Genomic DNA, 11,602 nt, shown 5'->3' with positions numbered 1-11,602 from the left:
CCTTACTTCCGCTTGCGTCGCGCGGCAGGGACCGTGCGGCCCACGATCACCGTACGCCGGGGTGCCTTCGCGGGCACGTCCTCCTTGCGTCCGCCGAGCGCCCGGCGGACGCCGTAGCCGAAGGCCGCGACCTTGACCAGCGGCCCGCCGAAGGTGGAGGCGACCGTGGTCGACAGCGCGGAGGCGTTCGACGTGACCTCCTGGACGTCCGAGGCGATCGCGTCGACGCGGTCGATCTGGGTCTGCGCGGAACGCACCGCGCGGGAGGCGTCGGCGAGCAGCGGGACGGCCTGGTCGGTCACGTCCGCCACCAGCTTGGTGGTCGCCTTGAGCGTCTGGGCCAGCCTCGCGAGAGCCACCGCGAGGAAGGAGACCAGGATCGCCCAGAAGACGGCCACCAGGATCCCGGCCACCTCTCCACCGGACACTGTGCGCACCCGCTCCCTGAAACGTGCCTCACCATCGAAAAAAGTCGAGTCCGAGCCTATCGCGCCGGGGCCCGGGCTCCGTACCCGATTACCGGGCGGCGGGGACGGAGCCGCGGGAAGCGATTGTACGCAGCGCACACGGCTCAGCACGCTCCGCGTCCCATGCGAGGTCCTCGGCGCCCGGATCCCTTTCCCGACGCCGATCCTCCCTGAACTGACCGCCTTCGTCGGGCGGTCGGGCGCTCGTGCGCCGACTCTGGGGAGCGCCCGGTACGAGGAGTGCGTGCGCGAGGGGCCCCGCGCTCGAGGGCGCGCAGGCCGGGGCCCGTGCGCTGGGAGCGGGCTACGGCCGTCGCGGGCGCTGTCGGTCCGGCGCGGGGGCCGGCGGACAGAGCGCCCCGAAGGGAGGCACGGCGTACCGCGCGCCGGGCACCGGCCCGCACCCCGATACGGCCCGCACCATGCGAACGACCTGCTCGCCCATGGCGTGGGCGGCGCGCCACGCCGAGGGGCCGCCCATGCGAAACCCGCCGCCTCCCTTGCCCGAAGGGCGGGGAGACGGCGGGCTGAGGTACGACGCGGCCGCTGGGGTCAGCGGGCGTAGTACTCGACGACGAGCTGCTCGTCGCAGATCACCGGGATCTCCTTGCGGTTCGGCTCGCGGTCCAGGCGGAACGCCAGGGCCTTGAGGTTCACCTGCAGGTAGCGCGGGGTCTCACCCTCGGGGGCGAAGCCGCCCTCACGGGCGATCTGGAAGAGCGTCTTGTCCTTGGAGCGGTCGCGGACCTGCACGACGTCGTCCGGGCGGACACGGAAGGACGGCTTGTCGACCTTCTGGCCGTTGACCTGGATGTGGCCGTGGACGACCATCTGACGGGCCTGGTAGATGGTGCGGGCGATGCCCGAACGCAGGACCAGGGCGTCGAGACGGCGCTCGAGCTCCACGATCAGGGCCTCACCGGTCTTGCCCTGGACCTTGGACGCGCGCTCGTAGGCGCGGACCAGCTGGCGCTCGGAGAGGTCGTACTGCGCGCGCAGACGCTGCTTCTCCAGCAGACGGACCTTGTAGTCCGAGTTCTGCTTGCGGCCGCGGCCGTGCTCACCCGGCGGGTAGGGGCGGGCCTCGAAGTACTTGACGGCCTTCGGGGTCAGCGCGATGCCGAGGGCACGCGACTTCTTGACCTTCGGGCGGGACTGGTTCGCCACTGTCTCAATCTCTTTCGTAGTTGCCGGCTCGTCAGTGTTGAGGGAGGTCGCATCCGCAGCCGGGGAATCCCGCCGGGTCCGCTCGGACCTGTCGGGCAGCCGCTCCCCTGGTCTGGGCACATACGTGCAGCACGCGAGTGGCCCACCGACCGTCCCGGGAATCCGAGTGGTGGTGGGCTGCCCGCGACACCGTTCGACGGTGCGCGACGCTCCTGGAACCGCACGTCCTCGCGGCCGCGGGTTCCGGCTGGGTGTCCCGCTCTGACTGCACGGGACTCAGCACTTCGGGCAAGTCTACAGGGCGCTCAGGACCGTCTGCGACCGAGGCGTGTACGGGTCCACTCCACCGCGTCCGCGTACCGCGCCTCGGCGCCGTGCCGGCCCGGGGCGTAGTACTCGCGGTTCTTCAGGGCGTCCGGGGCGTACTGCTGCTCGGCGATGCCCTCGGGCAGGTCGTGCGGGTAGACGTACCCCTGCGCGTGGCCGAGTTTCGCGGCGCCCTTGTAGTGCCCGTCGCGCAGGTGCGGCGGGACCGGGCCGGCGAGGCCCTTGCGGACGTCCTCCATGGCGGCGCCGATCGCGGTCGTCGCCGAGTTGGACTTGGGGGCGAGCGCGAGGGCGATGGTGGCGTGGCTGAGGGTGAGGGCCGCCTCGGGGAAGCCGATCATGGCGACGGCCTGGGCCGCGGCGACCGCGAGGGGCAGCGCGTGGGGGTCGGCCAGGCCGATGTCCTCGCTGGCGGAGATCATCAGGCGCCGGGCGATGAAGCGGGGGTCCTCGCCGGCCTCGATCATGCGGGCCAGGTAGTGCAGGGCCGCGTCGACGTCGGAGCCCCGGATGGACTTGATCAGGGCGCTGGCGACGTCGTAGTGCTGGTCGCCGTCACGGTCGTACTTCACCGCCGCCCGGTCGACAGTCTGCTCCAGCGTATCCAGACCGATCTCGCTCTCGCCCTTGTCCAGGGCGGCTCCGGCGGCGGCCTCCAGCGCGGTCAGGGCCCGGCGGGCGTCGCCGCCGGCGATGCGCAGCAGGTGCTCCTCGGTGTCCTCCGGGAGCCCGACGGCGCCCCCCAGGCCACGCTCGTCGGTCAGAGCGCGCCGCAGCAGGCCCCGGATGTCCTCGTCGGTAAGGGGTTCGAGGGTGAGCAGCAACGAGCGGGAGAGCAACGGGGAGATCACCGAGAAGTACGGGTTCTCGGTGGTGGCCGCGATCAGGGTCACCCAGCGGTTCTCCACGGCGGGCAGGAGGGAGTCCTGCTGGGCCTTGCTGAAGCGGTGGATCTCGTCCAGGAAGAGGACGGTCTCCTTGCCGAATCCGCCGGCGGCGCGACGGGCGCCGTCGATGACCGCGCGGACCTCCTTGACGCCTGCGGTGATCGCGGACAGCTCCACGAACCGCTTGTTCGTCGCCCTGGAGACCACGTACGCCAGGGTGGTCTTGCCGGTGCCGGGCGGTCCCCAGAGGATCACCGAGGACGGTCCGGCCGGGCCGCCGGACCCCTCGCCGACCAGCCGGCGGAGCGGGGAGCCGGGCCCCAGCAGATGCTGCTGGCCGACCACCTCGTCGAGCGTGCGCGGACGCATCCGCACCGCCAGGGGACTCGCGGACGGGTCCTTCTCCTGGCGGTCTTCTGCTGCGGCGGTGAACAGGTCGGGTTCCACGCTGAAACCCTAAATCACGGCGCTGACAACGCCGCGCGGCCCGGTCAGGCCCAGAGCTGGCTGCCCCACCGGGTCAGAATCAGCATGGCGATGATGCCGCAGTGCGTGACCGGCACCACCCAGGTGAACTCGCCGAAGAACGACTTCAGCCAGCGCGGGGCCGGCAGGAAGTCGTTCCGGACGTTGAAGGAGGTCACGTACCAGAACATGGTGATCGTGGCGACCCAGGCCAGCGAGCACCACAGGCACAGCGCGTTGATCCGGTACAGGGACTGGAACTGCAGCCAGGTGACGAAGCAGACACCGAAGAGCGTGCCGAAATTGAAGGTCAGCCAGTACCAGCGCGGGAACCGGGCGCGGCCCAGCAGACTCATACCGACGCAGATGACGATGCCGTAGCAGACGAGGCCGAGCCAGGGGTTCGGGAAGCCGAAGACCGCCGCCTGCTTGCTCTCCATGACGCTGCCGCAGGACACGATCGGGTTGACGCTGCACCCCGGCGTGAACGTCTTCCCGGCGAGCTTCGCCTCGAGGATCTTGTTCTTGTCGAGCGTGATGACCCAGGCGGCCAGCAGTCCGGCCGCGCCGGTGATCACGAGCAGCAGGGCGAAGGCGCGGCTGCCGCCCACCGTGCGCGGGCCGTCGGCGGCACGCTCGGGACCCGACTCCGTGGAGACCTCGTTGACTGTCGTCTTGCTCATCACGCCGATTCCGTCACTTGCGAGTGGACCATCTTCGGGCAGGGCTCATTCTGCCGCACGCACGGGTGTGTGCACCGTTCGGACGACATAAGGACGTACGCACCGTGGCCACGGAGCGTTCGGTTCCGGCCGCTGATCGACGGCATGCCGGCACACATGAGCGACTCGTGGCGGGTGTACGGGACGTCACCGCGGCGGGCGGGACGGCTGCCGGCATCCGGCGCGGTGCGGCGTTCGGCCTGCTCACGCCGAAACCGGCAAGACCACCACGGCGGAGTTCGTGTCCGTCCTCGGCGCGCACAGCGCGACGGCCACACGCGCGTGGGGGGTCCGGTGCGGGAATCGTCCGGCAGGGCGAATCGCGGTCCGGGGAGTTGACGGTCGACGAGGCAGCACGAACGACGGCCGGCGGGCGCCGGGTCCCCGGCGCCCGCCCCGACCGCTCGGCTAGCCGAGCCGGGACTCCAGTTCCGCCACGATCTCGTTCACACCGATCGCCGTCTGCTCGCCGGAGTCCATGTCCTTGAGCTGGACGACGCCCTCGGCGAGGTCGCGCTCGCCCGCCACGATCGTGTACCGGGCACCGCTGCGGTTGGCGTTCTTCATGGCGCCCTTCAGGCCCTTGCCGCCGTAACTGAAGTCGGCCGCGATGCCGACCTTCCGCAGCTCGGTGACCTTGGCGAACAGCACGCGGCGGGCCTCCTCGCCGAGCGGGACCGCGTAGACCGACGTGGGGGACGGGAGGTCCAGTTCCACGCCCTCCGCCTCCAGGGCGAGGACCGTGCGGTCGACGCCGAGGGCCCAGCCGACCGACGGCAGCGCGGGGCCCCCGATCATCTCGGACAGGCCGTCGTAGCGGCCGCCGCCGCCCACCGCGGACTGTGAGCCCAGGCCGTCGTGCACGAACTCGAAGGTGGTGCGGGTGTAGTAGTCCAGGCCCCGCACCAGCTTCGGGTCGTCCTCGAAGGACACGCCCGCCGCGGTGATCAGTTCGCGGACCTCCTCGTGGTACGCCTTGCAGGCGTCGCACAGGTAGTCGCGCAGCAGCGGGGCGCCGGTGAGCTGCTTCTGCACCGACTCGCGCTTGTCGTCCAGCACCCGCAGCGGGTTGATGTCGACGCGGCGCCGGGTGTCCTCGTCCAGGTCCAGGCCGCGCAGGAAGTCCTGCAGTGCGGTCCGGTACACCGGGCGGCACTCCTTGTCGCCCAGGCTGTTCAGCAGAATCCGGAACTCGCGCAGGCCCAGCGAGCGGTACGCCTGGTCGGCGAGGATGATCAGCTCGGCGTCCAGGGCCGGGTCCTCGGCGCCGATCGCCTCGGCGCCGACCTGGGAGAAGTGCCGGTAGCGGCCCTTCTGGGGCTTCTCGTAGCGGTAGTAGGAACCCGAATACCACAGCTTCACCGGGAGGTTGCCCGCCTTGTGCAGGTTGGCCTCCAGGGCGGCGCGCAGCACCGAGGCGGTGCCCTCGGGGCGCAGGGCGAGCCTGTCGCCGCCCTTGGTCTCGAAGGCGTACATCTCCTTGGTCACGATGTCCGTGGACTCGCCGACCCCGCGCGCGAACAACTCGACGTTCTCGAAGCCGGGCGTCTCGATGTAGCCGTAGCCGGAGTTGCGCAGCGGGGCGGCGATCGCCTCGCGCACTGCCAGGTACGTGGCCGACACGGGCGGGATCAGGTCATAGGTGCCCTTGGGGGCCTGGAAGGTACTCACGAAAGGCTCTCTCGTCACGTTCCTCGTCGGGGAGCGGTGCTCACGTCCGCGCCCTGGCCGGACGCCACCTGCCGCAGATAGGGGTTGGTGGCGCGCTCCTGGCCGATGGTCGTCTGGGGGCCGTGGCCGGACAGCACCACGGTGGAGTCGTCGAGCGGCAGGCACACGCGGGCCAGCGACTCGAGCATGTCCTCCATGGAGCCGCCCGGCAGATCGGTGCGTCCGATGGAGCCGGCGAACAGCAGATCCCCGGAGAAGAACACCGACGGGACGTCGGCGGTCTCGGGCATCCGGAAGGTCACCGACCCCTTGGTATGGCCCGGCGCGTGCGCGACGGAGAACTCCAGTCCCGCCAGTTCGAGGGTGGTGCCGTTCGCCAGTTCGCGGACGTCGTCCGGCTCCCCCACGGTCAGCTCGCCCATCAGCGGCATGCCGATGGACCGGCCGAGCGCCTTCTCGGGGTCGCTCATCATGTAGCGGTCCTCGGGGTGGATCCAGGCGGGCACGTCGTGCGCGCCGCAGACCGGGACGACCGAGGCCACGTGATCGATGTGCCCGTGGGTGAGGACGACGGCGACGGGCTTGAGCCGATGCTTCTTCAGCGCTTCCCCGACGCCTTCGGCGGCCTGGTGGCCGGGGTCGATGATCACGCACTCCTCACCGGCGGCGGGGGCGACGAGGTAACAGTTCGTCCCCCAGGCCCCGGCGGGGAACCCGGCAATGAGCACGATCGTCCTTCGTTGTGTCGATACGGGTGACCACAAGCTGTGGCCCAGAGCCTACCGGCGCTGCCGTTTCCTCAGCGAACCCATATACGGTACGGGGCTACATACAGCGGTCGGCTCACGAGCACGCACGCGTACCGGTCGGCACACGACACGCATCGACACCCATGAGGAGAGAACCCGGTGGTCAGCCAGGAGCAGCGGCGGCGTCAGCTCGCCCGGGAAAAGTTCTTGCGGCAGCAGCAGCGGCGCACCCAGGCGCGCCGCAACGCCCGCGTGCGCAACTCCGTGATCGCGTCGGTACTGGGCGTCATCGTCATCGGGAGTGTCGTGCTGTACACGACCGATGTGCTCAAGGGCGGTGACGGCAAGAAGACCGACACCGCCGCGGACGTCAAGCCCAGCGCCTCGCCGACTAGCAAGGCCCCGGACCCGTGCGCGAAGCCGGCGGCCGGCTCGGCGAAGAAGCTGAGCTGGAAGAAGGAGCCGGCGATGACGATCGACACGTCGGCGAAGTACACGATGAAGCTGGCCACGACATGCGGTGACATCGACATCGCGCTGAAGACGGCGGCGGCCCCGCACACGGTGAACTCGTTCAACTTCCTCGCGGGCCAGGGCTTCTTCGACCACACCAAGTGCCACCGCCTGACCACCGACGGGATCTTCGTGCTGCAGTGCGGCGACCCTCAGGGCACGGGCATGGGCGGTCCCGGCTACACGCTCCCGGACGAGAACCTGAAGGACAAGAGCCTGAAGGGCAACACCTACCCGGCGGGCACGGTGGCGATGGCCAACACCGGCCAGAAGCACACCGGCGGCAGCCAGTTCTTCCTGGTCTACAAGAACAGCCCGCTGCCGCCCAGCTACACGCCGTTCGGCACGGTGTCCGCGGCCGGCATGAAGGTGCTGCAGAAGATCGCCGCCGCCGGTGCCCAACCAGCCGATCCGACCTCGGGCAACACCGCTCCCAACGCGACCGTGGTGATCAACAAGGCGACGGTGACGAAGTCCTGACGGCGATGACGGCCAACTGCGGAATTTCGGTCGCGCTGGATGCGGACAGGCAACCCGCTGGTCGCCTATGTTGGCCGTGACGAAACTGTGGACGATGCCCCGGGCGCTGAGGCCCCCGCAGGCATCATGTGGAGGAGGCGCTGTGAGCAGCGACCCGTGGGGCCGCGTCGACGAGACGGGGACCGTGTACGTGCGTACGGCCGACGGCGAGAAGGTCGTCGGATCCTGGGCGGCCGGCTCCCCTGAGGAGGCGCTGGCCTACTTCGAGCGCAAGTACGAGGGCCTGGTTGTCGAGATCGGCCTCCTCGAGAAGCGGGTGCGGACCACCGACCTGTCGTCGAAGGACGCCATGGCCGCGATCGACCACCTGCGCGAGCAGGTGGAGGCGCACCACGCGGTCGGCGACCTGGACGCGCTGCGGGGCCGGCTGGACAAGCTGGTGGAGACCGTCGAGGCGCGCCGCGAGGAGCGCAAGGCGCAGCGGGCCAGGCAGTCCGACGAGGCCCGCAAGGCCAAGGAGGACCTGGTCGCCGAGGCCGAGCAGCTGGCGCAGTCCGACCAGTGGCGGGCCGCCGGTGAGCGGCTGCGGGCGTTGGTGGACACCTGGAAGGGGCTGCCACGTCTGGACCGCAAGTCCGACGACGAGCTCTGGCACCGTTTCTCGCACGCCCGGTCGGCTTTCTCCAAGCGGCGCAAGGCGCACTTCGCGCAGCTCGACGCGCAGCGCGAGGAGGCCCGCCGGACGAAGGAGAGGCTGGTCGCGGAGGCCGAGACGCTGTCCGGTTCGACGGACTGGGGCCCGACGGCGGCCCGCTACCGCGAGCTGATGACGCAGTGGAAGGCCGCCGGCCGCGCCCAGCGCGAGCACGAGGACGACCTGTGGAACCGCTTCCGCGGCGCCCAGGACGTGTTCTTCGCGGCCCGCGGCTCGGTGTTCGCCGAGCGGGACGCGGAGCAGGCCGAGAACCTGAAGCTGAAGGAGGAGCTGGCCGAGGAGGCCGAGAAGCTTCTGCCGGTCGGCGACCTGAAGGCCGCGCGGGCCGCCTTCCGCTCGATCAACGAGCGCTGGGAGGCCATCGGCCATGTGCCCCGCGACGCGCGTCCCAAGGTCGAGGGCCGGATGCACGCGGTCGAGCGGGCGATCCAGGAGGCCGAGGAGGCCGAGTGGCGCCGCACGAACCCGGAGGCGCGCGCGCGTGCCGAGGGTCTGACCGGTCAGCTGCAGGCCGCCGTCGACAAGCTGAGGGCACAGATCGAGCAGGCGCGTGCCCAGGGCAACAACGCCAAGGCCGAGAAGCTGGAGCGTGAGCTGGAGGGCCGCCAGGCGCTGCTGGACCAGGCTCTGAAGGGCCTGCAGGAGTTCGGCGGCTGACACCCCGCGACCCGTGCGAGAGGGCCCCGTGCGCGCGTACGGGGCCCTCTCGCATGTGCTCTGTCAGGACCTGGCGCGTCCCGAGGTCACGCGGTACACGTCGTACACACCCTCGACGCCTCGTACGGCCTTCAGGACGTGCCCGAGGTGCTTGGGGTCGCCCATCTCGAAGGTGAAGCGCGAGGTGGCCACCCGGTCGCGGGAGGTCTGGACGGCCGCGGAGAGGATGTTGACGTGCTGGTCGGACAGCACGCGGGTGACGTCCGACAGCAGCCGGGAGCGGTCCAGCGCCTCGACCTGGATGGCGACCAGGAAGACCGAGGACTGGGTGGGCGCCCACTCGACGTCGAGGATGCGCTCCGGCTCACGGGAGAGCGACTCGACGTTCACGCAGTCGCTGCGGTGAACCGATACGCCGCTGCCGCGCGTGACGAATCCGATGATCGGGTCGCCCGGGACCGGGGTGCAGCAGCGGGCCAGCTTGACCCACACGTCCTCGACGCCCTTGACCACGACACCCGGGTCGGCGCTGGAGCGCCGCTTGCGGCCCCGGCTGCGGGACGGCGGGACGGTCTCGTCGATCTCCTCGGTGGCCGCCTCCTCGCCGCCGAGGGCCTGCACGAGCTTCTGCACGATGTTCTGCGCGGAGACATGGCCCTCGCCGATCGCCGCGTACAGGGCGGAGATGTCCGAGTACCGCATCTCGTGCGCGAGCGTGACGAGGGAGTCACCGGTGAGGATGCGCTGGATCGGCAGGTTCTGCTTGCGCATCGCCCGTACGATCGCGTCCTTGCCCTGCTCGATCGCCTCGTCCCGGCGTTCCTTGGAGAACCAGGCGCGGATCTTGTTGCGCGCCCGGGGCGACTTGACGAAGCCCAGCCAGTCGCGGGACGGCCCGGCGCCGGGCGCCTTCGAGGTGAAGACCTCCACCAAGTCGCCGTTGTCCAGGGTGGATTCGAGCGGCACGAGCCTGCCGTTGACCCGCGCTCCTATGGTGCGGTGACCGACCTCGGTGTGGACGGCGTACGCGAAGTCGACGGGTGTGGCGCCCGCGGGCAGCGCGATGACGTCGCCCTTGGGGGTGAAGACGAAGACCTCGTTGCGGGACAGGTCGAAGCGCAGGGACTCCAGGAACTCCCCCGGGTCCTCGGTCTCCTTCTGCCAGTCCAGCAGCTGCCGCAGCCACGCCATGTCGTTGATGGCGTCCTTGTCCTTCGCGGACGTCCTGGGCGCGTCCGTGCGGACCTTGGAGGCGCCGGCGACGGCCTCCTGCTTGTACTTCCAGTGCGCGGCGATGCCGTACTCGGCGCGGCGGTGCATGTCGAAGGTGCGGATCTGCAGCTCGACCGGCTTGCCGTTGGGCCCTATGACCGTGGTGTGCAGCGACTGGTACATGTTGAACTTGGGCATCGCGATGTAGTCCTTGAACCGGCCGGGGACCGGGTTCCATCGCGCGTGCACGGTGCCGAGGGCGGCGTAGCAGTCGCGGACCGTGTCGACCAGGACACGAATGCCCACGAGGTCGTAGATCTCCGCGAAGTCACGGCCGCGGACGATCATCTTCTGGTAGACGCTGTAGTAGTGCTTAGGGCGCCCCGTGACGGTCGCCTTGATGCGGGCGGCGCGCAGGTCGGCCTGCACCTCGTCGGTCACTATGGCCAGGTACTCGTCGCGCTTCGGCGCCCTTTCGGCCACCAGCCGTACGATCTCGTCGTACATCTTGGGGTAGAGGATCGCGAAGGCGAGGTCCTCCAGCTCCCACTTGATGGTGTTCATCCCGAGGCGGTGGGCGAGCGGCGCGTAGATCTCGAGGGTCTCGCGCGCCTTCTTCTCCTGCTTCTCGCGCTTCAGGTAGCGCATGGTGCGCATGTTGTGCAGGCGGTCGGCGAGCTTGATCACCAGGACGCGCGGGTCCTTGGCCATGGCGACGACCATCTTGCGCACGGTCTCGGCCTGCGCGGCCTCGCCGAACTTGACCTTGTCCAGCTTGGTGACGCCGTCGACGAGCAGGGCGACGGTGTCGCCGAAGTCGCGGCGCAACTGGTCGAGGCCGTACTCGGTGTCCTCGACCGTGTCGTGCAGCAGGCCCGCCATCAGGGTGGCCGGATCCATGCCCAGCTCGGCGAGGATGGTCGTGACGGCGAGCGGATGCGTGATGTAGGGATCGCCGCTCTTGCGCTTCTGGCCGCGGTGCCAGCGCTCGGCGACCTGGTAGGCGCGCTCGATCTGGCGCAGGGTGGAGTTCTCGATCTTCGGGTCGTTGCTGCGCACTATCCGCAGCAGCGGCTCGAGAACCGGGTTGTAGGGGTTCGCGCGCTGCACGCCGAGACGAGCCAGGCGGGCACGGACACGATTGGAGGAGCCGGTGCGGGCGGGCTGCGCCGCCGGCTGGCGCACCACGGGCGGCTGTGCCGGGCGCTCGGGCGGGGCCGGCTTGGGACGCGAGGCCTCGGCTGCCTTCTCGACGGGCGCGGACTGGGCGTGCTCGATCGGCCCGCGGGTGTCGTTCTTCGCGTTGGACGCATACGGCGCGGGCTTCGCCGCGGCCGAGGCGGACTCGGGCTTTGCGGCGGTCAGGTGCTGGGCCTCGTCTGGCAAGAGGACTCCTCGTGCGCGATCCGGGTCCCCCGGTCAGGCTCCGGAGACCCCATGGTAGCGATCCTGCGGCTGGTCATCCCCTTCAGCCGGAAGTGAGGACCGTCCACCTCTGAAACGCGAGAGGCTTCCGCGGGATTCCGGGAGGTGGAATCCGGATGATCCGGAGGCCGTGCGGAGGGTGTCT

At 70.2% G+C, this 11,602-nt stretch carries 9 protein-coding genes; 2 read left to right on the top strand and 7 right to left on the bottom strand.

Annotated features, from left to right (window positions below; all coding sequences use genetic code 11):
• Window positions 1-2: 2 nt before the first annotated feature.
• The 6 genes from AC5WRT_RS13140 to AC5WRT_RS13115 form a co-directional block, all read right to left on the bottom strand.
• The gene (locus AC5WRT_RS13140; RefSeq protein WP_496093358.1) at window positions 3-437 is read right to left on the bottom strand and encodes a DUF948 domain-containing protein; all 435 of its coding nucleotides are present in this window, start codon (window positions 435-437) and stop codon (window positions 3-5) included.
• A gap of 582 nt (window positions 438-1,019) precedes the next feature.
• Window positions 1,020-1,634 (bottom strand): 30S ribosomal protein S4, encoded by a 615-nt coding sequence (gene rpsD / locus AC5WRT_RS13135; protein ID WP_360157444.1) that lies wholly within the window; start codon window positions 1,632-1,634, stop codon window positions 1,020-1,022.
• A 305-nt stretch (window positions 1,635-1,939) separates the two neighbouring features.
• Window positions 1,940-3,295: a replication-associated recombination protein A gene (locus tag AC5WRT_RS13130; RefSeq protein ID WP_496093359.1), complete on the bottom strand. Its 1,356-nt coding sequence runs from the start codon at window positions 3,293-3,295 to the stop codon at window positions 1,940-1,942.
• Between the two features lie 44 nt (window positions 3,296-3,339).
• A complete protein-coding gene (locus AC5WRT_RS13125) occupies window positions 3,340-3,996 on the bottom strand; it encodes a vitamin K epoxide reductase family protein (protein WP_496093360.1) in 657 nt (218 codons plus the stop codon).
• 447 nt (window positions 3,997-4,443) lie between these two features.
• Window positions 4,444-5,706, bottom strand: a complete 1,263-nt coding sequence (hisS, locus tag AC5WRT_RS13120) for a histidine--tRNA ligase (protein ID WP_496093361.1) — start codon at window positions 5,704-5,706, stop codon at window positions 4,444-4,446.
• A gap of 14 nt (window positions 5,707-5,720) precedes the next feature.
• Complete coding sequence (locus tag AC5WRT_RS13115) at window positions 5,721-6,434, bottom strand: MBL fold metallo-hydrolase (RefSeq protein ID WP_496093362.1); 714 nt, start codon at window positions 6,432-6,434, stop codon at window positions 5,721-5,723.
• A 180-nt stretch (window positions 6,435-6,614) separates the two neighbouring features.
• Between AC5WRT_RS13115 and AC5WRT_RS13110 the strand changes: the two genes are divergently transcribed.
• The gene (locus tag AC5WRT_RS13110) at window positions 6,615-7,448 is read left to right on the top strand and encodes a peptidylprolyl isomerase (protein ID WP_496093363.1); all 834 of its coding nucleotides are present in this window, start codon (window positions 6,615-6,617) and stop codon (window positions 7,446-7,448) included.
• A gap of 142 nt (window positions 7,449-7,590) precedes the next feature.
• Window positions 7,591-8,820, top strand: coding sequence for a DUF349 domain-containing protein (locus AC5WRT_RS13105; protein WP_496093364.1), 1,230 nt, complete (start codon window positions 7,591-7,593; stop codon window positions 8,818-8,820).
• 63 nt (window positions 8,821-8,883) lie between these two features.
• Here AC5WRT_RS13105 and relA read toward each other — a convergent pair whose 3' ends face one another.
• Window positions 8,884-11,418 carry a GTP pyrophosphokinase gene (relA, locus tag AC5WRT_RS13100; RefSeq protein ID WP_496093365.1) on the bottom strand — a complete coding sequence of 845 codons (2,535 nt, stop codon included), beginning with the start codon at window positions 11,416-11,418 and terminating at the stop codon, window positions 8,884-8,886.
• Between the last annotated feature and the right edge of the window lie 184 nt (window positions 11,419-11,602).

It is taken from the genome of Streptomyces sp. NTD91, assembly GCF_059510455.1.
Note: the sequence above shows the minus strand (reverse complement) of the source record. Positions and strands in the feature narration are given on the sequence as shown.